Below are 23,033 nucleotides of genomic sequence, written 5' to 3'. Positions count from 1 at the left end.
GCTCCGTCAGGAGGGAGCTTTCACGGATGGGCGCAGACGAGCGGCGCGAGGACGAGGATCGGGACCGCCCGGCAGGGCCGTCGCCGCCGGGAGGGCTCCTCGATCTGCTCAGTGTGGCCGCGGTCGTCCTGGACGCCCGTGGGCGGTGTGTGTTCTGGAGCCCACAGGCCGAGGACGTGTTCGGTTACACCGCCGAGGAGGCTCTGGGTCAGTACGCGGCTCGGCTGCTGATCAACGAGGAGCACCGGGACCTTGTGATCAAGCTGTTTGTCGAGGTGATGGATACCGGAGCGAGCTGGGCCGGCGCGTTCCCCATCCGGCACAAGGACGGCACCACCCGATTGGTGGAGTTCCGCAACATGCGGCTGCTCGACGACCACGGCGATGTGTACGCCCTCGGTATCGCCGCCAACCACTCCACGCTGCGGCGGGTCGAGACCGACCTGGCCCTGTCCGAACGCCTCGTGTCGCAGGCACCCATCGGCATTGCCCTCCTGGACACCGACCTGCGCTACCTCCTGGTCAACCCGGCGCTGGAACGCATCGACGGCATCCCTGCCGCCGACCACATCGGCCGCTGCCCGCACGAGCTCCTGCCGTTCCTCGACATGGAAGCCATCGAGTCCGTGCTGCGGGAGGTGCTCCTCACGGGCATCCCGGTGATCGATCAGTACACCGTCGGCCGCACCCCGGCCGACCCTGACAACGATCACGCCTGGTCGGTGTCGTACTACCGGCTCGAAGGGACCGGCGGCCGGGTGATCGGCGTGGCGCTCTCGGTCGTCGACGTCAGCGAACGTCACTGGGCCACGATCAGGGCGGACCGGGCTCGCCGCCGCTTGACCATGATTGCCGAGGCCTCCGCGCGCGTGGGTACGAAGCTGGAAGTGGAGCAGACATCCCAGCAGTTGGTGGAGGTTGCCGTTCCCGATCTTGCAGACTTGGCCGCTGTGGAGGTCCTCGACGCCGTCCTGGCCTTCCGCCGCACCACCGGATCCCCGGAAGAGGGCCCGGAGCTGTTCCGTACGCTCGCTGTGGCCACCGCGTACTCCACCCAGATCACCACCGGCGTCCAGGTCGGTGTCCCTGTCTCTTACGGTGAAGACCGCCTGATCACCCAGTGCGTCCGGACCGGGCAGCCCGTCCTCGTCGCCCGTGCCACCGGGAGAGATCTTCAGCGCATCCCACGCCACCCCGATGCCGCGGCCACTTTCGCCCTGGCCGGGGTGCACTCCTACCTGGCGGTGCCGTTGATCGCCGGGAGTGAGGTCCTGGGCGCCTTCGAACTGCTTCGCGCCCGCAACCCGCTCCCGTTCGACGAGGACGACGTCATCCTCGCCGGCGAGCTGGCTGCTCGCGCGGCCGTGGCCATCGACAACGCGCGCTGGCACCAGAGCGTCCGCAACGCCGCCGAGACCCTCCAGCGCAGCCTCCTGCCGGGTCGCCCGCCCCGCCTCACAGGGCTGGACGTCGCCTCCCACTACCAGCCTGCCCAGGCGTCCGCGGAGGTCGGTGGCGACTGGTACGACGTCATCCCTCTGGCCGACGACAAGACCGCTCTGGTGATCGGAGACGTCATGGGCAACGGCATCGACGCCGCCGCGACCATGGGTCAACTGCGCACCGCCACCGGCGCCTTCGCCGACCTCGATCTTGCCCCGGACGAAGTCCTCCAGCACCTCGACAAGATCACTCGCGGACTCGAGCAGTACGCCACGTGCATCTACGCCGTGTACCACCCGCACCGCCGTCAGTGCCGCATAGCCAACGCGGGACACCTGCCGCCCGTCCTCGTCCGCCACGGGCGGCCCCCCGAGCTGCTCGAGCTGCCCACCGGAGCGCCCCTCGGCGTCGGCGGTGTGCCGTTTCACACCACCGCCTTCGACCTCAACCCCGGCGACCGACTCGTCCTCTACACGGATGGCCTCGTGGAGACCCGCCACCACGCCATCGACGAGCGCCTTGACGCCCTGCTCCGCACTCTCGACGAACCCCGCCGGCCGCTGGACGAAACCTGCAGGTGGCTTCTGCAGTCCCTCCGGCACCCCGACGATCACGACGACGTCGCTCTCCTGATCGCGGAAGCCAGGCCGATGCTCCCCGAGCGGGACGTTGAATGATCCGTGGCCCGCGAGGGGGCCCGGAGGAGACCCATGTGCACCCTGATGTCTGATTTGGTGCGATAAATTCCAAAACTGCCCTAAATCATTATTTGGGGTATTGGGGCATTTCGCCTGAACTATGGCGTACGTGCATCCCGTGGGGCGGTCTCGCGGTTTTCATTCCCGAGTGGTGCACCCTTTGATCCGGCGTGACGCACTTCACTTACGAAGCCCGCTAGTGCTTTACGTCCCCTTGAATTCCCCGATTTCAGGGGCTTCTTTCCTGCCCGGTGTGCGGTACTCACTAGCCCGCTTAGTAAAAGGGTAATTGTCGGAGAAATTCCTGGCGGCTAACAATGTGCCCGCCGCAGCGCGTCGCTAAATGAAATGCGGGGTGATGGTCGAAGGGCCGGCAACTGCGGACAAGGAAAATCCCTGAAACGAGGTCCGCACGATGCCCATTTCCGCCTTCAAGCGCTCGGCCCAGGCCCGCCTGTTCTCCGTGGGCGGTACCGCCGTCGTCGGCGCGCTCGCCCTGTCCTGCACGGGCGTGCTGGGAGGGACGGCCCAGGCCGCCGACGCCACTTCGGCCACCAAGGCCGCCGCCGGAACCGTGGCGAAGTCCGCCGGCGCCACCACGTACACCGTCCAGGCCGGCGACACTCTGGCCAAGATCGCCCGGAACCTGAAGGTGCCGGGCGGCTGGCAGGCCATCGCATCGCTCAACAAGCTCGCCAACCCCCACCTCATCGTGCCGGGTCAGGTCCTGGCCCTGCCCAAGGGCTCGTCCACGAGCGGTACGACCAAGGCGTCGACCGTGACCGCCACGACCAAGGCGTCGACCACGACCAGCACGATCTACACCAACAACCTGGACGGCTGGATCAAGCACTCGCTGGCGATCATGGCGCAGAACAAGATCCCGGGCTCCTACAACGGCATCTACCGCAATGTCATGCGTGAGTCCTCCGGCAACCCGAAGGCCATCAACAACTGGGACTCCAACGCGGCGAAGGGCACCCCCTCCAAGGGGCTGCTGCAGGTGATCCAGCCGACGTTCAACGCCTACCACGTGGCGGGAACCTCGTGGGACATCTACGACCCGGTAGCCAACATCACCGCTGCCTGCAACTACGCGTACCACCGCTACGGCTCGATCGACAACGTCAACGGTCCGTACTGACGGTCGTAGAACGGAGGGTGAGCGGGCCGGCCCGCTCACCCTCCGTTCTGCTCACCGGGAACCCGAGGGGTCAGGAAGGCTTCACTGCCGACACCGGGGTGACGGTCACCTTGTTGTCGCACTCGGCGAAGTCACCGTCCTGCAGTGCTACTTGGTGCGCGCCGGCCCCCGGGAGGCCGATCACGAGCGTCGGGTACACGACGGGCTTCGAGCCCGACTTGCAGTAGCCGTCCGCCTCGCCCTGGACCTGGACGAAGGTCAGCTTCACCCATGCCTTGCCGCCCGCAGCCAGCCGCACGGAGGAGGAGGTGCCCGTGCGCGTCACCGAGAGCGGAGCGTTGTGCTGCGGGGAACCGTTGCCCGCCCCCGCGACCGACGGGTGGCCCAGGAGAACGCACGGGTGCCCGGAGATGTTGGTGAACTCGACAACCGCTGCTCCGGTGCCGGTACCCGACGGGCGGTCAGCAGCCTGATAAGCGGTCGTCTTCAGGCTCGTGGCCGCGCACGTCCGCACCGCAGCACTCGACGATCCGGACACCGGTGAAGCACTCGCCCCCGCCGTCGCCGATGCGCCGGTGCCGGAGTGCTTGGAGGCCCCAGAGCTCGCTGCCCCGGAGGGCGCCGCGGCAGAGCCCGTCCCCCCGGATGAGGACGCCGCAGAACTGGTCGCCTCCGACGGCGAACCGGCCGCCGTCGGCTTGTCACCACCAGGCTGACACGCGGTCACCAACAGTGCGGCCGAGACTGCGGCCATCGCCATCGCGGCTCTGCGGATGCCGTTTCCGTACTGCATGACGCCCCCCGAATTCGGATTGCACAGGCGCCGGCCCGCTGCCGGCACTCGCCCATGCAGACAGTGCCGCGTGACGGCGGGTTCCTCCGGTGATCACCTGTGACACGGCAGTGACAAGACCCTTGCCGGATCATCGCAATCAGGGCCGGCCCCGGCCGGACGCGGCGTAGCGGCCGTTGACACACGTCAACCGGCCCACCTACGGTTGCCGGAACGTTCCGGCAATGTTCGTGCCCCCTGTCCGCGGAACGCACGACGACCGAAACCGAAGCGGAGCATCCCCATGGGCTTTCCGTCCGCCGACTGGCTGGTGCCGCCGATGGCCCACCTCGATGAAGCCGATGTATCGGCCGTACTCACCGAACGGTTCGGGGTGACGGGCACCCTCCACGACCTCGGCAGCCAGCAGGACCGCAACTACCGGGTGCGTACGACGACGGGGGAGTATGTCCTCAAGATCGCCAACCCCGCCGCGGACCCGGCGGCCCTGCGTGCCCAGTGCGCCGCGGTGGAGCACCTGGCGCGCACCGCATCCGGACTGCTGCTTCCCCGCGTCCACCGCGGCATCGACGGTGACGTGGTCCAGTACCTCGGCATGGACGAGGCGGAAGTCGCCGTCCGGCTGCTGGACTATGTGCCGGGCGAGCCGATCATGGACAGCCGCTATCTCGCGCCGCAGGTCGTCGCCCGGCTCGGAGAACTCGCCGGACGCATCGCAGTGGGGCTCGCCGACTTCGAGGGCGTGGAGCAGACACGACCCAGGCTGTGGGATCTGCACAACGCGCTCACGGTGATCGAGACCCTGGCCCCGCATCTGCCCGACCAGCGACGTGCCGCGCAGGTGCTACGGGCGGCCAGGGCCGCGTACACGCAGGTGGAACCGTATGCGGACACCCTGCCGGTGCAGATGATCCACGGTGATGTCACCGACAACAACGTGGTCTGCGAGACGGCGCCCGACGGCCGCCGCATGCCGGTCGGGGTGATCGACTTCGGCGATCTCGGGCACGGCTGGACGGTGGCCGAGCTGGCGGTCACCTGCACTTCCGTCCTGCATCATCACGGCGCCGGACCGGCATCGGTGCTGCCCGCGGTGCGCGCCTTCCACTCGCTGCGCCCCCTCGCGGACGACGAGCTGAACGTTCTGTGGCCCCTTGTCGTGCTACGGGCGTCCGTCCTCGTCCTGAGCGGGCAGTACGACAACCTGCTGGACCCCGGCAACGGCTATGTCACGGACGGGCTCGAGCGCGAGTGGGCGATGTTCGAGGCCGCACTGTCGGTCCCCGCTGAGGTGATGACGGCCCAGTTGCAGGACATGCTCGGCCGGCCGGCGCAGACGCGCGTACCCACCGTGGAACACAGGCTGGTACCCGCGCTGCCGGACGATGTGCCTGCCCTCGATCTCGGCGTGCTCAGCGACGAGTTGCACGCGGGGCGCTGGCTGGACCCCGAAGCCGAGATCACGTCGGCCAAGGGTGTGCTGGCAGCCGGCCGGTCCGCGGTACGCACCGGACACGGCGAGTTCAGACTGACCCGTACCACGGTGGACGGCATGAAGCCTGCCGAGACCTGTGCTCTGGGCGTGGAGCTGTACCTCACCGCTCCGCTGGAAGTGCGGGCGCCCTGGACGGCCATGGCCACCCGACACGGCAACAACGGGGTGACCCTGACTGCCGACGGGCTGAACCTGCTGCTGGACGGGGTCGACGAACGGATCGAGTCCGGTCCTGTATCAGCCGGACAGTCGCTCGGCACTGTGACCGCCCGTCAGGGAGTGCATGTGCTGACCGTCCAGCTCTCCCGGTTGACCGGGACCGGAGTCCATCCGCCCCGTTTCGCGACTCCTGACCTCGCCGCCGGATGGCTGGCGGTCTGCCCGGATCCGACCGCCTTGCTCATCACTCCCGCCATGGACTCGGAGGACCTCTCCCAACAGGAGTCCGGGACGCTGGAGTTGCTGGAGCGACGCGACCGTTCCTTCGCCACGGTCCAGGAGCACTACTTCGAGGCGCCGCCCCGAGTCGAACGGGGCTGGCGGCACTATCTCGTGGACACCCAGGGCCGCGGCTACCTCGACATGCTGAACAACGTCACCATCCTCGGCCACGGACATCCCGCACTCAGTGACGCCGTCCACCGCCAGTGGCAACGGCTGAACACCAACTCCCGTTTCCACTACGCCTCGGTGGTTGAGTTTTCCGAACGGCTCACCGGCCTGCTCCCTGCCGGACTGGACACCGTCTTCCTGGTCAACAGCGGTTCCGAGGCCGTGGATCTGGCACTCCGTCTGGCCTGGGCGGCGACCGGCCGGCAGGACGTGGTGGCGGTCGAGGAGGCGTACCACGGCTGGACCTACGCGAGCGACGCGGTGTCGACATCGATCGCTGACAACCCGAACGCCCTCACTTCGCGGCCCCCGTGGGTGCACTCCGTCGCGGCGCCGAACGCCTATCGGGGGCGGCACCGCGGAGCGCAGGCGGGGCTGTACGGCCCCGCAGCGGCCGCCAGGATCCGCGATCTGGCCGATCAGGGGCATCCCCTGGCGGCCTTCGTCTGCGAGCCCTACTACGGAAACGCAGGCGGCATGGCTCTGCCGGACGGCTACCTCCGGCAGGTGTACGAAGCCACACGCGCCGTCGGCGGGCTGTGCATCGCGGATGAGGTGCAGGTCGGCTACGGCCGGCTCGGTTCGCACTTCTGGGGATTCCAGCAGCAGGGGGTTGTGCCGGACATCGTCACGGTCGCCAAGGCGATGGGGAACGGGCATCCGCTGGGGGCGGTGATCACAAGCCGTGCGATCGCCGACGCCTACCGTACGCAGGGGTACTTCTTCTCCTCCGCAGGGGGCAGCCCGGTCAGCTCGGTGGTCGGGCTGACCGTGCTGGACGTGCTGCGCGACGAGGAGCTTCAGGCCAATGCGAGGGAGATCGGCGGCCATCTGAAGGACCGGCTCATGAAACTGGCCGAGCGGCATTCGCTGATCGGCGCGGTACACGGTTCGGGGCTGTATCTCGGCGTCGAGTTCGTACGGGACCGTGAGAGCCTGGAACCGGCGACCGAGGAGACGGCGGCGATCTGCGACCGGCTGCGCGAACTGGGCGTGATCGTTCAGCCCACATCGGACCGCCAGTGTGTGCTGAAGATCAAGCCGCCGCTGTGCCTGACCCGGCAGAGCGCGGACGCGTTCGTCGACGCGCTGGACGACGTACTGACGTATGGGTGGTGACACGGGATGTCGCCCAGCAGCGCGGACATGCCCTCCGCATCCGGCACTCCGCCCACCATCGCCGACGTGGCGCGTGCCGCCTCGGTCTCCAAGACCACGGCCTCGGATGCGCTGCGCGGGCACGGGCGCGTGGCGGAGCCGACACGGCAGGTGGTCCTGGAGACGGCCCGACGGCTGGGGTACGTGCCCAACCGCAGTGCCCGCACCCTGCGCACGTCGGTCACGGACACCATCGCGCTGTACTTTCCGGAGTTCCTCACCAGTGCCGAGTACTACATGTCGTTCGTGTTCGGAGTCGTCGAGCAGGCGGCACGTGCCGGGCTGAACGTCACGCTGCTGTCCTCGGGAAATCCGCCCCGGCGCGGCGCGGTACCTCAGGTGGACGGGCTGGTGCTGTGCGATCCGGCCGCAGAGGATCCGGTGGTCCGGCAGCTGATGGGCAGCGGGCTGCCAGTCGTGACAGCCGAGCGGTATGTCGGTGACAGGCAGCCGACGGGAGTGATCTGGTCCGACCATGAGTCGTCAATGATCGAACTGCTGGACCACTTGCGTGACAGCGGTGCCCGACGTCCGGCGTTCGTTGCCCCCGGCGCGACCTCCGACTGGTCCGTCACCCTTCGGAGTGCACATGCGCGCTGGTGTGCCGACAACGGCGTACCGAAGATCCTGCGGAGGGCGCCCTTCGGCGCCGGCCGGGAGCAGGTCCAGAGCGTCGTACGGGACCTGCTCGCCGCGGAACCCGGGATTGATGCGCTCGTGTGCGCCCCCGACGGCGCCGCTGCTGCGGTACTGCCGGAACTGCGTGCGGCAGGGCGGACCGTCGGAGAGGATCTGCTGCTGGCGTCCTGTGTGGACTGCTCGGCGATGCGTTCGGCGGAGCCGCCGATCACGGCGATCGACCTGCACCCGCGCTCCATGGGTGCGGAAAGCGCTCGCCTGCTGTGCGAGATTCTGTCCGGCGGGACTCCACCGGGAACCGTGCGCACCCTGCCCGTCGAACTTAACATCCGGGCGTCCACCCGCCGGTAGAGGCGAGCATCCGTGGGCCACACCTGAAACCAGACCAAAACCGGATAAATCTTCTTCAAGCGCATCGGACGTGGCACAGTGAACTAAAGGTCACGGTAGGAGAAAGGCCGCCTGTCATGTCCCTGGGACCCGATGGCCCGGGTCTGCCCGGTGGCGCCTCCCTCTCACTGGGGTGGCGGCCCGAGTCGGACCTGTTCGGGTCCGCTCCTGTGATCTTCGCTTCCATGGGTGGTCCCAGCCACATAGTGGAGACCGCGAATCCGGCGTTCTTCGAAATCGCCTGCAATGGCCAGGGGAGGACCGGTGCGCCGATCGGTGAATTGGCGCCGGACCTGGCCGCGCAGGGGTTGATCGCGCCCCTGGGAGAGGTGTACCGAACCGGCATCCCCTACCACGACCGGGACAAGCGACTGGTCCTCGGGAAGCCCGGAGCGGAACACGAAGGGTTCTTCGACCTCGCCTGCGAGCCCCGGCGGAACACGACCGGCCGGATCGACGGGGTGGTCGTGGTCGCCGTTGACACCACCGCATACCGCGACACGCAGCTGCTTGCCGTGGAGCAGCGCGCCCTGCTGGAGCAGATCGCGCGCGAGGTGCCGCTGGAGGAGGTTCTCAGCGGCATGGCCAGAGCCATCGAGGACCTCTCCCCGGAAATGATCGTCTCGGTGCTGCTCATCGACGCCGATGGCAGGCGACTGCGGCATGGTGCGGGCCCGAGCCTTCCCTCCTTCTACAACGCGGCGATCGACGGGGTTGCGATCGGTGACGGTGTGGGGGCTTGTGGCACGGCGGCATTCCGGCGCGCTCCGGTGTTCAGCGCCGACATCGCCACGGATCCGCTGTGGGCGGACTATCGCGAGTTGGCGAAGCGAGCCGGGGTCGCGGCCTGCTGGTCCATCCCGATCATGGGTACGGGCGGTCGGCTGCTGGGTACTTTCGCCATGTACCACCGCACTCCGAAGACTCCCACGCAAAAGGACCTGGCTCTCGGCGCGGCCTTCACGCGTATCGCGGCGCTGGCCATCGAGCGCCACCAGGCGGTGGCGGTGGGCCGTGCCGCGCGGGAGCGTGAGAGCGAGGCCCGTGAAGACCTGGCCTTTGTACTCGAGGCCAGCACGGCCATCACGCGCGAACAGCACTACGCCGACAGTCTGCGGCGCCTGGCCCAGCTGACGGTCCCCGGCCTGGCCCCGTTGTGCGCCGTCTACGTGGTCGAGGGCGGCCACCGCAGGCGGATCGCCTCCGCGGTCGCGACGCAGGCGGACGAGGGCCTGCTCATGGCGGAGGGGTGGTCCGAAGTGGTGGACCGCACCGTCGCCCGCGTGCTCACCTCAGGTACGACGGAGACCGGGTTCCTCAGTCCTCTCCCCGGTGGGGAGCCCGTCGGGCGCGGCGCCGGCTGTCTGTGCGTGCCGCTGACAGCGCGCGGACACACCTTCGGTGTCCTGGCGCTGCTGGCGATGGACCGCGACCTCGACGGCCACGTCGTCGCCCTGGCCGAAGAGCTCGCCAGCAGGGCGGCCCTGAGCGCCGACAACGCCCGCCAGTTCACGCGCCGGGTCCGGCTCGCCCATGACCTCCAGGCCGGTCTTCTGCCGCCGAAGCTGCCCCATGTGCCGGGTGTGGCTCTGGCTGCCTCCTACAATCCCGCCGGAGAGGGCCTCGACGTCGGGGGCGACTTCTACGACGTCTTCCCGCTGCCCGGCGACCGCTGGGCTGTCGTGATCGGCGACGTGTGCGGTCACGGCGCGGTGGCCGCAACCACGACCGGCATGGTCCGCCACACAGCTCGTGCCGTCGCCCGTCTGGTGGACGACCCGGTGAGTGTGGTCGCTGCGATCAACGATGCCGTGGCGGAGCACACCGCGGGCCAGGACCTGTTCGTCTCTCTCGTCTACGGCGAGCTGCGGCATACCGCGACCGGGCAGGCGGTGACCCTGATGCGTGCGGGCCATGTACCGCCGCTCGTCCGCCGTGCCGACGGCGCCGTGGAGCGACTCGTCCCACCGGGACTGCTGCTGGGCATCAGCCACGAGAGTGTCGGATCACCCGCGCGCGTCGATCTGCGCCCGGGTGACGGCCTGGTCCTGGTCACGGACGGCATCATCGAAGCCCGGTCCCCGGAGGGAGAGTTCTTCGGCGAGGAACGGCTGGCCGACGCGCTGACCGCGCCGGCGACTCCTGCGACCACCCCGCCCAGCGCCGCCGAACTGCTGGAGTCCGTCACCACCGCCGTCGCGGCGTTTACGGGAGACACCTCCGTTGACGACCAAGCGGCGCTGGTAGTGACCGCCGTATGAGCTGACCTGGCGTGCCCCTGGTGGTGTTGCCGGGCGCGACGGGCGTCAAGCAGTCGAATCAACGAGGCGAGGCGGCTCAACGGGGCGTAGCCGCCGAGGAGCTGGAGCGGGCGTGCCGACCCGCTGTACCTGGGGGATCCTCCGGATCTGCATCGGGCTGGCAGGTCACGCACAGTTCGTGACGCCCCTGGGTGATCACACTCCCCCAGCCGTTGCACATTTCGCAGCCGACTGCCAGAGCGGCGTCGGCGCGGGGGTTCGGACGGGGAGCGGGAGTCGCTCCGTAGGTCATGGGGCTCTCCTGGATCGAAACTGCGCTGACGATGCGCGCGCCTTTTGCTGGGCAATGCCCATTCTCTACCGTTTGGTGCCCGATTAGCCCCATTCATGTGGATTTTACGACTGTTTTACATGAGGGTGGCGGGCTTCGGGCTTGAAGACGGCGCGCCCGTGGGCCTGGGGCGACGAATTGTGTGAATCCTGATAAGTGGAGTTCTCTATCATCTTGACCGACTCCAGAAAAGGCGTACGGTCATAAGGGAGATTCCAACCGTCCCCCGAAGGCGGCCTCATGAATCGCACAGTTCCCGGAGAGCTCCGGCCGAGTGGAACGATGGCCGACGAGGCCGCCCCCGGCTCTCAGCGTCCCGCTGCGCCCCCAGCGCTCGACGCGGCCCTGGCCACGACGTGCGTGGAATCGTTCGTGGGCGGGCCCTGGTCCTTGCCGTGGTCGCCGACCGCGTGCGCCCTGGCGAGGACCGCCATACGCGATGTGCTGCCCCAGTGGGGTCTCGGCTCGCTCGTCCCGACCGCCGAGCTGCTGGTCAGTGAGCTGGTGTGCAACGCACTGCGTCATGCCGTCGGCCCGCTGAGCCTGACCCTCGAGCGGGTGTCGGATGTGCGCTGCCTGGTCAGCGACGGCTCCCTGGCCCCTCCCCGCCCGACCGACGCCGACCCCGAGGACGAGACCGGCCGTGGACTCGCACTCGTGGACATGCTGGCCGCACGGTGGGGCTGCGAGCGGGGGCCCGTGGGCAAGAGCGTGTGGTTCGAGCTCTGCGTGGAGGCTGACACCACCCACACGGGCGGAAGTGACGTCCTGGATGGTCGGGCAACGACCTGGACGGGCGAGACCGGCCCGGATCGCCCGGACCCCCTGACGGGGGACAGGAAGAGCGAGGCGGCATGACACCCGCCACAGCCGCCGAGGAACCCATGGCGCTGGCCGCGGCACAGCTGCGCACGGCAGGCATCCGGGTCACCGCCCCGCGTATGGCCATGCTGATGGCTGTCTCTGAATCGCCCGGCCACCTCGACGCCGACACCCTGCGCGAGCACGCCCAGCGGATCACAGGCCGTCTGTCTCTGCAGGCTACCTATAACGTGCTACGCGCTCTCACGGACGTCGGTCTGATCCGGTGCACTCAGATCCCCGGTCACCCGGCCCGCTACGAGATCGAGCGCAACGACAATCACCACCACTTCGTGTGCCGGAGCTGCGATGCCATCCGTGACGTGGAGTGCGCGGTGGGTGCGGCTCCCTGTATGGACCCACAGTTGCCTGAGGATTACGACATTCAGGAGGCTGCGGTGACGTTCTGGGGCCTGTGCCCCGGCTGTCGGGCCGCGGCCCCGATGCAGTAATCGCGCGGCCGTCCAGGCTGGACGGCCGGCCGCACGCGTCCGGCGCGTCCATCCGTCAGCCCTTGGGCCAGAGGATGAAGTCGGAGAACGCACGTCGAGCGGGTTGAGGCCCGACTTCGTCCAGGGCCGCGCGCACGGCCTGCAGATGGGCGGGGGTCAGCTCCAGCGGGGGTTCGTTCGGCTGGTAGGTGGTGCGGATCGGGTAGTCGACGCCCGGCTCGCATGTCATCTCAATGTGGCAGCCCAGAACATGTGTGACTGGACGGTGGCGGGCGAATGCGATCAGCCGGTCGATGGTCCGTGAGAAAGCCGACCAGTCCTCGATGTACAGCCGGCCTCGGTAGACGGTGTCTCCCGTCAGCAGGAACCCGGTCCACGGGTCGTAGAAGGTGATCGCCGCGGCGTCATGGCCCGGCGTCGCGAGCGCCTCCAGCACCCGCCCCCCGAGATCGAGCGGCCTCACCGCCTCCGGGTCGTCGGCGAACCCCAGGAAGGCCCACGCTGCATCCCGATCGGCCCCCACCACGATCGTGTCCGGCCGGTCGAGGAACTGGCCGTCGCCCGCGACGTGATCGTCGTGCGAGTGCGTGTGAAGCACCAGAACGCCATAGGCGTCACGGGGATGACGCGCCAGCCACGTGTCGACGAGGTCGTCGACGGTCCGGCGCACCGGAAAGAATTCCGGTGATGCCGTGGCACCTGTATCGATCAGGACCGCCCGGCGATCACCGAACAACAGAAACAGAAACGGAGCCTCGTAGTCGATCGCCTTGTTCTGCCGAAGCAACACCGTGTGCTCGTCGTACCAGTGCACCTGAAGATCGGGATCGGTGTTGTGCTTGGCCGAGGGCGACCCGTGAATCCAGGCCACACCCAGCGGCTCTGCACTGAACTTCTGGGCACCGAGCTCGCTCGCACCGGACACGACGCCTCCTGAAGTGCGTCGTCTTCGCGGGCCGGGTACGGCGCACATCTCGTCCGGGGAAGCGCGCGCTCGCGCCTCCAGCCTCGAAGCTATCACCGCATATCAGGTGCGGGCGGGCAACTTGACGGCTCCGAGGGCGCAGCCCGGACTCGGACCGCCACTGGAACGTCCGCCGGCGGATGCCGGCGCTGTACGGACTGTTCGGCCCAGAAGCGCGGTTTCACGTCGCGAGTCCTCCGGCAGGTTGACCGTGGCCCGCAGGAGTGCCGTACGACTACCGCGCGCAGGCCCGCACCAGCGTGACCGATCGGCGAGGAACGCTCTGATGCGTCTTCATCTCGCGGGCCATGCGAGCCGCGGTGGCAGAGGGCGAGCGCAGGCAGGGGTCCGGTTCAGGCCACCTCCCGAACTCCGGGGCGTCGGCCCCACTGTGCGCACGTCCGGTCCTGACAGGACCCAATGGCCCTGACGTGGGAGGAGGCCCGGTCCGTGCGCCGGGCGCAGGCCCGATACGAGCGAAGCACCGTAGCCGGTGTGGTGACGAAGGTGGTCTTCATCCGTATGTCGGCCACAATCAGCACTCCGCGCGGCTCGCGGACGCCGGGGCCGTTCCGCCGAGCGATTGGGCCCGTACGACCAGGCCCTACGCCCACACCTCCGGCCCGCCCCCATGCCATTCGATCAGCGGCGACTCGGCCACATCCAGCTCGTCCGACGTCTCCAGACCAGCACCCTGAAGGAGCGCTGCCAGATCGTGCAGGCTGAACGCCGTACCCAGCGTTTCGCCGTCGACCTGGACACGTCGGCCACCGCCCTCACCGGGCGGTGAAACGATCACGCGACGCTCAGCCATGGCGCCAGCCTCACCCGGTGTGGTCCTGTCCGCAACCCGGGCCAGCACCCGGTCGTGTGTGTCGCTACATCTTCGTCGGAACCCGGCGCGGCCCGACCTCCGGCTGTCACACGCCGCCGACAAGGGCCCCGTGCCTGGGGGCGGGTATCGGTCAGCGCGGCATGGGACCAGGGCGTCGCGCTACGCGACGCCCAGCTGCTCACACCACACGGTCACTCCTTGCACAGAAGCATTCAAGAGACGCGCGTCATCCAGCATTTCGAGGCTCCCTCAGTCAGTCCCGAAACAACTCGGCTGCACGCCGCCCGCAGTACGTAGGGTCCGGGTCACCAACTGGGCGGGAGCGCCCGGCTTGCGCAGTGAGCAAAAGGAGAGACACCGGTATGGCCAATGTCGAGATCTCACTCAAGGAGATGATGACATCGATCGAGGGCGCGCTTGGGGCCGCTCTCGTCGACTACACCAGCGGTATGGCGCTGGGCACTCTGGGGGGTGGCAAGGACCTCGACCTGACTGTTGCTGCAGCAGGCAACACGGACGTGATCCGCGCAAAGACCCGCACAATGGAGCACCTCGGCCTCAAGGGCGAAATCGAGGACATGCTCATCACGCTCGGAAATCAGTACCACATCCTTCGGCCGATCAAGGGCCGTAACGGCAACGGGTTGTTCCTCTACCTCGTACTCGACAGGGCGAAATCCAACCTGGCCATGGCCCGCCACCAGCTCAAGCGCATCGAAGCCGAACTAGAGGTGTAACCAGCCGCTTCGTCCGTACCTCCGCACACCCATCAATTGAAGATTTCTTCATCTGGGAACATCCAGATCTGGCCAATCCCATGGGTGTGCGGGGCTGGAGCCGCGAGGATCGATCCGCATGCCACCCGCGGCGGCACGAACTGGGCCGCCGTGCCCAGAACACAGCCCGTCAAAGCGCGGCAGGGAGCGAGCGATTCACCATGCAGGTTCCCCTCTACCAGGCCAAGGCCGAGTTCTTCCGTATGCTCGGGCATCCGGTGCGTATCAGGGTGCTGGAGCTGTTGCAGAACGGTCCCGTCCCCGTGCGCGATCTGCTCAGCGAGATCGAGATCGAACCGTCCAGCCTGTCGCAGCAACTGGCCGTACTGCGGCGCTCGGGAATCGTGGTGTCCATCCGGGAGGGCTCCACCGTCAGCTACGCTCTCGCCGGCGGCGACGTCGCCGAACTCCTGCGCGCCGCACGCCGGATCCTGACCGAACTGCTCGCCGGTCAGACCGAGTTGCTGGCCGAACTGCGCCAGGCCGACCGTCAGCCGGCCCTTGCCCCGGGCAGCGCGGGCCGATCCTGACGCTCAGGTCGCGACTGCAGGCCGTCAGTCCGCCGGCAACTGGTCGTAGGTCCGGAACGTGTAGGTTGCGTCGTAGGCCATCACGTTTCCGCTCGGCGCCGGGAGGCCGAGCCGCCGGTTGACTGGCCCTGTCAGCGGCCCGCAGTGTTCAGCGGCGGGGGCGGTGAAAGTGTCGTCGTACGCTGAGAACTTGATCAGCGGAGGGTTTTCGGAGAGCCACTGTGAAGGACCCGACCGCTTCAGCCGGAAATCGAGCGGCGCACTCGCTCCGATGGTGCAGCCGTGCGGCAGCAGCGGGCTCAGCAGCCTGAAGCGCAGGCTGAGTTGCCCGGTGTAGAAGTCGGACCGGCCGCCGTACTCCGGCTGTATCGCCAGTCGGAGCCGCCGGGAGGGCTCACCCGTTGCAGTGCCGGCCAAACTGCCGGGAATGGCGGTCGGTGCACTGTGCATAGCGCCCCATACCTGCCCGTTGGTACCGTCAGGGAGCGGGCCCTCGGCATGCGTCATGGTGATCGGAGCCAGGCTTACGTTGACCTTTCCCATCGTCAACTGCGGTGCGGCCGTGTGGACTTCGCACCGCCAGCGGGCCGGGTCGACTCCGGTCGGGAGAGCCGGGCAGTCACTGAAACCGACCGCGGACCGGGCGATGGATGTCGGCTCGGCGTACGCCAAGCCCGGCGTGTACGCCCCCGCAAGACCCGTCAGGGCAGCGACACCTGCGAAGGTGACCGCAGCGCGGCGGAAGAGAGGCGAACGGGAGCGATCAGCAGTGGTGTTCAACATGACCAACAGCCTGCTGATCACCACCCGCCAACCGCTATCGGTGACGCCCCCACCCCTACCCTGAAGTGACCCTGACGCCCTGTCAGGGTCGCCTGGGACGGAGAGCGGGGTACCGTCCGCGCCCGTGCGTACCCTTGCGCGCAAGCCTGCTTCGCTGAGCCGGCAGCAGGCGGCCGGCGTTCCGCCGGCAGGCTCACCGCCTGAAAGACCCTGGCCCGGGTGGGGGTCGCCGCAGGCGACACGGTCCTGGTCCATGCGGCGGCCGGCGGTGTCGGGTCCTTCGCCGTGCAGATCGCGGTGGCCAAGGGAGTCACCGAGCGCGGCGGACACCATGTGTGGGTCCGGCCCGACAGCTCCGACCGTGCGGAACTCGCCCGACTCGCCGACGCCGGCGGCCTCGGCGTCCATGCCGAGCACGCTCTGGCGCCGGCCGAGGCTGCCGAGGCATTCCGCCTCAGCCAGAGCGGGCGGACCCGCGGCAAGATCGTACTCGAGGTCGGCTGATCCGTCGCAATATGTGGCAGAAGCTGTACGCTCACTGTGTATTTGCTGTGAGTTGCGAATTTATACGGCAGGTAATGAGCGGCACTTCGCAGATTGAAATCCCGCCCGGCCTGGTTAAAGGATCACCCTTGGTCTGCTGATGATTTCCTTGCGCCTGGCCGCTTTGGCGCAGCGGGCTCGCGCGGTGTCGAACACTGCTGTGCATGGCTACGACAGTCCTCGCCCCCACCTCGCCCACCGGTGCCGATCGTCGCGCACCATGGAGGTCGCCGGTGGACCAGCCCTCGTACGCGCGCCCGGCACTGCTGCTCATCACCGCGCTCGCCGTCGTGCTCTACACATGGGGGATCAACCACAGCCAGTACCACACGTTCTACGCGAACGCCGTCCGCAGTATGACCCAGAGCTGGAAGGCCTTCTTCTACGGTTCTTTCGACCCCGGCAATTCCATTACGCTCGACAAATTGCCGGGATTCCTGTGGCCGCAAGCGATTTCTGCACGGATCTTCGGATTCCATCCGTGGGCGCTGACCCTTCCCCAGGTCATCGAAGGGGTGGCGAGCGTGCTGGTTCTGCACCGATTGGTGCGCCGCTGGGCCGGCGTCCCCGCTGCGCTGATCGCCGCCACGGCGTTCCTGCTGACCCCGGTGGCCGCGGGGCTCTTCCGCACCGCGGTCGAGGACCCCGCGTTCACACTGTGCGTCCTGCTGGCTGCTGAGGCCACTCAGCGCGCCGCCCAGCACGGCCGGATGCGCCCGCTTGTGCTTGCCGGCGTGTGGGTCGGGCTCGGCTTTCAGGCCAAGATGCTGGAGGCGTGGGCGGTGCTTCCCGCGCTCGCCCTGGTCTACCTGGCATCGGCGCCGATCGCGCTGCGGAAGCGGCTGGCGCACCTCGGTGTGTCCGCCGTGGTGATGACCGCCGTATCGGCGTCCTGGATGCTCGCCGTCACTCTCACCCCGGCCAAGGACCGGCCCTACGTGGATGGCACCACGAACAACTCCGCGTTCAGCATGGTGGTCGGGTACAACTTCCTGAACCGCTTTTCCTCGCTGGGCATCAGCGCGGCCTCCACGGGCAGCGTGAGCGCGGTGCAGGGCGGCCAAGGCGGCTACGGCGGACAGCACGCGACACCGGGCGCCTACCGACCGGGCCAGGGCGGCCAGGCGGGCATCATCGGAACCCGCGGCGGCACCCATCACCGCCACACCGGTACGACAGGCGCCCAGGGCACCCCGGGTTCGGCACCCGAGCAGGCCGCAGGGGCCCGGACGAGCGCCGCGTTCCAGGCCGGTGGCGGCGGCGGTCGGGGTGGTGACCAGAACGGCTGGTCCAAGATGTTCGGCATGTCGCTCGCGTCGCAGACCGGCTGGCTCTACCCGATCGCCGCCGTCGCCGTCGTCTGCGGTCTGCTGTGGCGCCGGGGCAAGCCGCGTACCGACCGGATCCGTTCCGGATTCCTTCTGTGGGGCACCTGGCTGGCCACGTACTTCCTGGTCTTCAGCGCGGGCAGCGTCGGCGGCCATACCTACTACATGGGCGTGATCGCTGTTCCGCTCGCCGCGCTCACCGGTGGCGGCATCGCGCTGATGTGGCGCGCCTACCGGGCCGGAGGCCGCCGGGCATGGGCGCTGCCGGGCGCGGTCGCGGCGACCGCGGCATGGAGCGCGTACCTCGCCGGCGAGTTCCCGTCCTTCCTGCCGTGGCTGGAGCCCGCGGTGGGCGGACTCGGTCTGGCAGCCGTCGTCCTGCTGGTGCTGGCCCGGCCCGGTCGCACCACGTCCGCGGGCCGGCTCGCCCTCGCCGGGCTGTCGGCGTCCCTCGCGGCGGTGCTGATCGCGCCGGGCGCGTGGGCGGTGCAGGTCTTCAACCCCTCCTACGGCAGTTCCGGCATGGGCGCGGTCGGCCCGGCCGGAATGAACCGCGGCCACGGCTCGGTGGAGTCGAGGGGCGGCTGGATGGGCCCAGGGGCCTGGGGCGGCGGTGCGACGCGCGGCAGCGAAGCGATGCGCGTCGGTCGGGGCGGTTACGGCGGCTTCAGCGGGGACGGTGGACTTACCGCGAACCAGCGGGAGTTGCTCGACTACGTGACCTCGCACAAGGGTTCGGCCACATACGTCTTCGCGACCACCAGTTGGAGCGGCGCGTCCCCGTACATCCTCGCCACCGGCGCGCACGTCCTGCCGCTCGGCGGCTTCAGCGGCAGGGTGCCGTTCCCGACGGAGGCGCAGTTCCGGCAGCTGGTCGACTCGGGCAAGCTTCAGTATGTGCTGCTGGGCGGTGGCCGCGGTATGGGTTCCATGTTCGGCGGCGGCGGCGGGGAGACGGCGACTGCGCAGATCACCGACTGGGTCCAGTCCGCCTGCGTGCGCGTCCCGGCCTCCACCTACGGCGGCACGGACTCCTCGGGTGCCACATCCGACGTCTCGGGCTTCGCGGGAGCGGGTGGCGAAACAGCCACGGCCCAGACGCTGTACCGCTGCGTTCCCGGCCACTGACAGGACCGCCCGGTTTCGGCAACCGGCCTGACCACCGTGAGACGGCCCCCGCGCGTGGGGGCCGTCGGCGTCTCCGTGGGAGCGTCCGGGCGCCGGGAAAGCGCCGGAGGCGCGTGCTCGCCGGGCAGATCACCCATGGCCTTCACCATCCCACGGGCAACGCGCTCAGGCCGTGGATGGCGGTCCCGGGCAGGGCGAAGTCCTCGGGAGGGGCAGTGGTGCGCAGGCCGGGGAGGCGGTCGAAGAGGGCGGGCAGGCCGATGTGGAGTTCTGCGCGCGCGAGCGATTGGCCGACGCACTGGTGGAGTCCATGGCCGAAGGCCAGGTGGCCGGTGGTGTTGCGGCGGACGTCCAGTTCGTCGGGGTCGGCGAAGACGGAGGGATCGCGGTTGGCGGCCTGAAGGGACACGACAACGCCGTCACCGGCGCGGATGAGGACGCCGTCGATCTCGACGTCCTCGGTCGCGATGCGTCGCAACCCGAAGTGGGACACGGTCAGGTAGCGCAGGAGCTCCTCGACTGCGTCCGGCCACAGTCGTGGCTCCGCACGGAGCACGGCGAGCTGATCCGGGTGGCGAAGCAGGGCAACAACCGACAGTGGGAACATGTGCGCGGTCGTCTCGTGGCCCGCCAGCAGCAGCGTGAACGCCACCCCGACGGCTTCCTCCAAGGTGGCCTCGCCCGTTGCCACCCGGTCGGTGGCGAGGCGGGAGACCAGGTCGTCGGCGGGTTCCCGGCTGCGGGCGACCAGCAGGTCGGCGAGGTAGCCGTAGAGGGCCTTGCGGGCAGTCAGGATCTCATCGGGCCCCGCGGCAAAGCTGGTGAAGGCGAGGGCCTGGCTCTGGAAGAAGTCGTGGTCCTCGTAGGGAACGCCGAGCAGCTCACACATGACCAGGGACGGCTGGGGGAGGGCGTAGGCCTCGATGAGGTCGGCCTCCCTCGCGCCGTCGGCGGTCATGCGGTCGAGGAGCTCGCCGCAGATGCGGGCGATGGCCGGGCGCAGTTGCTCGATGCGGCGGAAGGTGAAGTCGGGGATCAGCATGCGCCGCAGACGGGTGTGGTCGGGTGGGTCCATGAGGAAGAACTGGCCCGGTCCGCGGGGTGGGGCTTGGGGCCGCAGGCCGGGAAAGCCGTCGCGGGTGCCGTCGGCGCTGAAGCGGGTGTCGGCGAGGACGGCTCGGGCGTGGGCGTGGCGGGTGATCAGCCAGGGGCTGTTGTCGCCCCAGATGGTCACGCGTCGGATCGGTTCCTCGGCGCGCCACTTGGCGTATTCGGGGGCCGGATCGAGCATCGGGCGGTCGATGGGGAGGGGCGGGTGGGTCATGCGGGCTGCCCTCCTTCGTCGAGTCCTGCCAGGGTGAGCAACAGGCTCTTCACCTCGGTAGCGGCGTATGCCTGCCGTGCCTGCTGGTGCTCGGAGCAGAGCAGGACCGGCCCGTGGTCCGGGTCGGTGGGCAGCCGGCCGTGGCTGCCGCGTACGCCGGACGGGTCCAGGGGGACGGTGCGGATTCGGTAGCGGAAGCCGAGCTTCTTGCGGGCCACTTGTCCTGCCGCGCGCAGCTTCACCGCCGGCACGGTGTCGTCGTAGAGCAGCTCGGCCGGGTCGTAGCCGGGCTTGCGGTGGATCTCGACCTGGCGGGCGAAGTCCGGAGCCCGGGCGTCATCCAGCCAGTAGTAGTACGTGAACCAGGCGTCCGGCGCGGCAACGGCGACCAGTTCGCCGGAGCGCTCGTGGGCCAGGCCGTGGGCCTGCTTGCCCGCCGCGTCCAGAACCTGGTCGATGCCGTCGAGGTCGCCGAGGAGTTTGGTGACCGTGTCCATGTCTGCCGGGTCCTTGACGTAGACGTGGGCGACCTGATGGTCGGCGACGGCGAAGGCGCGGGAGGTCCACGGGTCGAGGTACTCCATTCCGTCCTGTGTGTGGACCTCCAGCAGCCCCGCGCGGCGAAGGGCCCGGTTGATGTCCACAGGGCGCGAGACGGGCATGATGCCGTACTCGCTCAGGGCGACCACCACGGCACCGGCGTGCAGAAAGTGGTCGATCAACGGACCGAGAGCCGCGTCGAGTTGGCGCGCTGCGCGGATGGTCGCGGATGAGTCGGGGCCGGACCGCTGGGGCTCGTAGTCCAGGTGCGGAACGTAGACGAGGGTGAGGTCGGGGTGGTGTTCGTCGTAGATCTGGCGGGCGGCGCCGAGGATCCACTGGGTGGAGGGCAGCCCGGCGTTCGGTCCCCAGTACGTGAACAAGGGGAAAGGACCCAGGCGTTCGGTGAGGTCGGTGTGCAGGGAGGGCGGCCAGGTGTAGCAGTCGGGTTCCTTGCGCCCGTCGGAGTAGTAGATGGGCCGCGGGGTGACCGTCCAGTCGACGTCGGCGCCCATGGCGTACCACCAGCAGACGTTGGCGACCGTGTAGCCGGGCTTGGCCCTGCGGGCGGTGTCCCAGAGCTTTTCGCCGCCGACGAGCGCGTTGTGCTGGCGCCACAGCATCACCTCGCCCAGGTCGCGGAAGTACCAGCCGTTGGCCACCGCCCCGTGTGCGGACGGGTGTTCGCCGGTCAGGAGTGTGGACTGGACGGTGCAGGTGACGGCGGGCAGCACGGTGTCGAGCCGGGCCCGGAATCCGCGTTCGCCGAGGGCGGCGACGGCGGGCATATGGCGCAGCAGGTTTGGGGTGAGCCCGACGATGTCGAGCACGACGACCGGGCGAGTCATGAGGCGTGTTCCTCCTTGAGACCGAGTCCGGCCAGCCGGTCGCGGGCCCAGGTGAGTTCGGCGGCGATGCCGTCGGCGAGGTCGGTGGGGGGTCCGGGGAGGACGGACCAGGTGTACGTCTCGACCTCGATGTGGTCGCAGTCGGCCACCGGGCCACCCACGAGTTCGGCGAGTACCGTTTCGAGCTGGTCGGCGGTGGTACGCAGGGGCGGTTCGGGTTCCGCGTGCAGCGGGGCGTGGAAGTGGACGCGCCAGGGGCCGGCGTCCGTGGGCAGTGCGCCGTCCAGGGCGTCCGGCAGGTCGTCGGCCGCAAGCACCTGGCTGCCGCGCACGGTGCGGGTCTGGTGGAGGAAGCGGGGTTCGGCGAGCCGCCGCAGGGCCTCCCGGGCGGCGGGGTCCGCAGGATCTCCGGCCTCGACGGCGCACGACGCCTGGAGCTTCACGACCGGAAGCCCGGCGTCCGCCAGCCTGCGCAGTGCGGCCGCCGGTTCCTCGAACTGCACCGCGAGGTGGCAGGCATCGAGGCAGATGCCGAGCCGCTCCGGGTCGAGGCCGCCGAGCTCCCGCACCGCCTGGGCGGTGGTCTCCACCACGCAGCCCGGTTCCGGCTCGAATCCGACACGGATCCGGCGGCCGGTCTCCGCCTCGATCTGCGCGAGCCCGGCGGTCAGCCGCTCCAGGGCGCGCCGCGCGGCGTCGGCACGCTCGGGGGGCCATGGCTCGCGCCAGGCCAGCGGGAGCGTGGATACGCTGCCCCGCTGGGCATCGTCCGGCAGGAGCGCGGCGAGCGCCCGCGCGCAGTCGAGGGTGTGGTGCAGCCGTGTCTCGTCGGCCCAGTCGGGGAGGTATACGTCCTTCTTGACGACCTCGCGATGGAATCCGGCGTAGGGGAAGGCGTTGAGGGTGACGGTTTCCAGGCCGCGCGCCGAGAGCTCGTGCCGCAGGCGGACCAACTGCCGTTCGTCCTTGGCGAGTTCCGCCACGACGCCATGGGCGAGCCACAGGCCGATGCCGAGCCGGTCGACACCGAGGCGCCCGCGCACGGGTTCGGCGTAGGCAGCCAGTTGGCCGATGACTCCGGCCAGGTCCTCCGCCTGGTGGACGTTGCTGCAGTAACCGAGGTGGACAGCGGTGCCGCCCGGATGACGGAAACGCAT

Annotated in this window: 18 protein-coding genes and 1 riboswitch; of the genes, 11 read left to right on the top strand and 7 right to left on the bottom strand. The window is 69.1% G+C overall.

Features of this window, described 5'->3' with window-relative positions; all coding sequences use genetic code 11:
- The first annotated feature begins 26 nt into the window (after positions 1-26).
- Both ABT186_RS02965 and ABT186_RS02960 read left to right on the top strand, forming a co-directional pair.
- Positions 27-2,120 (top strand): SpoIIE family protein phosphatase, encoded by a 2,094-nt coding sequence (locus ABT186_RS02965; protein ID WP_351923313.1) that lies wholly within the window; start codon positions 27-29, stop codon positions 2,118-2,120.
- Positions 2,121-2,556: 436 nt separating this feature from the next.
- Positions 2,557-3,285, top strand: coding sequence for a transglycosylase SLT domain-containing protein (locus ABT186_RS02960; protein ID WP_351923311.1), 729 nt, complete (start codon positions 2,557-2,559; stop codon positions 3,283-3,285).
- A 70-nt stretch (positions 3,286-3,355) separates the two neighbouring features.
- On the opposite strand, the gene ABT186_RS02955 is transcribed toward ABT186_RS02960, so the two are convergent.
- A complete protein-coding gene (locus tag ABT186_RS02955) occupies positions 3,356-3,799 on the bottom strand; it encodes a DUF4232 domain-containing protein (protein ID WP_351235155.1) in 444 nt (147 codons plus the stop codon).
- A 562-nt stretch (positions 3,800-4,361) separates the two neighbouring features.
- Here ABT186_RS02955 and ABT186_RS02950 point away from each other — a divergent pair.
- From ABT186_RS02950 to ABT186_RS02930, 5 genes are all read left to right on the top strand, one after another.
- Entirely contained in the window at positions 4,362-7,304 is a 2,943-nt protein-coding gene (locus ABT186_RS02950) for an aminotransferase (RefSeq protein WP_351923309.1), read from the top strand.
- Positions 7,305-7,310: 6 nt separating this feature from the next.
- Positions 7,311-8,333 carry a LacI family DNA-binding transcriptional regulator gene (locus ABT186_RS02945; RefSeq protein ID WP_351923307.1) on the top strand — a complete coding sequence of 341 codons (1,023 nt, stop codon included), beginning with the start codon at positions 7,311-7,313 and terminating at the stop codon, positions 8,331-8,333.
- Positions 8,334-8,557: 224 nt separating this feature from the next.
- Positions 8,558-10,633, top strand: a complete 2,076-nt coding sequence (locus ABT186_RS02940; protein ID WP_351235160.1) for a SpoIIE family protein phosphatase — start codon at positions 8,558-8,560, stop codon at positions 10,631-10,633.
- 613 nt (positions 10,634-11,246) lie between these two features.
- On the top strand, positions 11,247-11,822 hold the full coding sequence (locus ABT186_RS02935) for an ATP-binding protein (protein ID WP_351923305.1): 576 nt from the start codon (positions 11,247-11,249) through the stop codon (positions 11,820-11,822).
- Complete coding sequence (locus ABT186_RS02930; RefSeq protein WP_351235164.1) at positions 11,819-12,277, top strand: Fur family transcriptional regulator; 459 nt, start codon at positions 11,819-11,821, stop codon at positions 12,275-12,277. The genes ABT186_RS02935 and ABT186_RS02930 overlap by 4 nt, the downstream gene beginning before the upstream one ends.
- Before the next feature lie 55 nt (positions 12,278-12,332).
- Here the strand turns inward: ABT186_RS02930 and ABT186_RS02925 are convergent, their stop codons facing one another.
- Together ABT186_RS02925 and ABT186_RS02920 are read right to left on the bottom strand one after the other, a co-directional pair.
- Positions 12,333-13,202 (bottom strand): MBL fold metallo-hydrolase, encoded by an 870-nt coding sequence (locus ABT186_RS02925; RefSeq protein ID WP_351235166.1) that lies wholly within the window; start codon positions 13,200-13,202, stop codon positions 12,333-12,335.
- 12 nt (positions 13,203-13,214) lie between these two features.
- Positions 13,215-13,282: riboswitch (guanidine-III (ykkC-III) riboswitch) on the bottom strand.
- A gap of 563 nt (positions 13,283-13,845) precedes the next feature.
- Complete coding sequence (locus tag ABT186_RS02920) at positions 13,846-14,055, bottom strand: hypothetical protein (protein WP_351235168.1); 210 nt, start codon at positions 14,053-14,055, stop codon at positions 13,846-13,848.
- A 383-nt stretch (positions 14,056-14,438) separates the two neighbouring features.
- Between ABT186_RS02920 and ABT186_RS02915 the strand changes: the two genes are divergently transcribed.
- The gene (locus ABT186_RS02915) at positions 14,439-14,813 is read left to right on the top strand and encodes a roadblock/LC7 domain-containing protein (protein ID WP_351235170.1); all 375 of its coding nucleotides are present in this window, start codon (positions 14,439-14,441) and stop codon (positions 14,811-14,813) included.
- A 200-nt stretch (positions 14,814-15,013) separates the two neighbouring features.
- Positions 15,014-15,382, top strand: coding sequence for an ArsR/SmtB family transcription factor (locus ABT186_RS02910; RefSeq protein ID WP_351235172.1), 369 nt, complete (start codon positions 15,014-15,016; stop codon positions 15,380-15,382).
- Between the two features lie 24 nt (positions 15,383-15,406).
- Here the strand turns inward: ABT186_RS02910 and ABT186_RS02905 are convergent, their stop codons facing one another.
- A complete protein-coding gene (locus ABT186_RS02905) occupies positions 15,407-16,189 on the bottom strand; it encodes a hypothetical protein (protein ID WP_351923303.1) in 783 nt (260 codons plus the stop codon).
- A gap of 195 nt (positions 16,190-16,384) precedes the next feature.
- Between ABT186_RS02905 and ABT186_RS02900 the strand changes: the two genes are divergently transcribed.
- Entirely contained in the window at positions 16,385-16,669 is a 285-nt protein-coding gene (locus ABT186_RS02900; protein ID WP_351235176.1) for a zinc-binding dehydrogenase, read from the top strand.
- Positions 16,670-16,872: 203 nt separating this feature from the next.
- Positions 16,873-19,164 (top strand): ArnT family glycosyltransferase, encoded by a 2,292-nt coding sequence (locus ABT186_RS02895; RefSeq protein ID WP_351923301.1) that lies wholly within the window; start codon positions 16,873-16,875, stop codon positions 19,162-19,164.
- Between the two features lie 142 nt (positions 19,165-19,306).
- On the opposite strand, the gene ABT186_RS02890 is transcribed toward ABT186_RS02895, so the two are convergent.
- From ABT186_RS02890 to eboE, 3 genes are read right to left on the bottom strand one after another with little or no spacing between them, the layout of a single operon-like run.
- Positions 19,307-20,488, bottom strand: a complete 1,182-nt coding sequence (locus ABT186_RS02890; RefSeq protein WP_351233763.1) for a cytochrome P450 — start codon at positions 20,486-20,488, stop codon at positions 19,307-19,309.
- Entirely contained in the window at positions 20,485-21,876 is a 1,392-nt protein-coding gene (locus ABT186_RS02885) for an alkaline phosphatase family protein (RefSeq protein ID WP_351923299.1), read from the bottom strand. The genes ABT186_RS02890 and ABT186_RS02885 overlap by 4 nt, the downstream gene beginning before the upstream one ends.
- Positions 21,873-23,033, bottom strand: coding sequence for a metabolite traffic protein EboE (eboE, locus tag ABT186_RS02880; RefSeq protein WP_351233767.1), 1,161 nt, complete (start codon positions 23,031-23,033; stop codon positions 21,873-21,875). The genes ABT186_RS02885 and eboE overlap by 4 nt, the downstream gene beginning before the upstream one ends.

Origin of the sequence: Streptomyces sp. NPDC001634 (genome assembly GCF_040298185.1) — a bacterium.
GTDB lineage: Bacteria > Actinomycetota > Actinomycetes > Streptomycetales > Streptomycetaceae > Streptomyces.
Note: the sequence above shows the minus strand (reverse complement) of the source record. Positions and strands in the feature narration are given on the sequence as shown.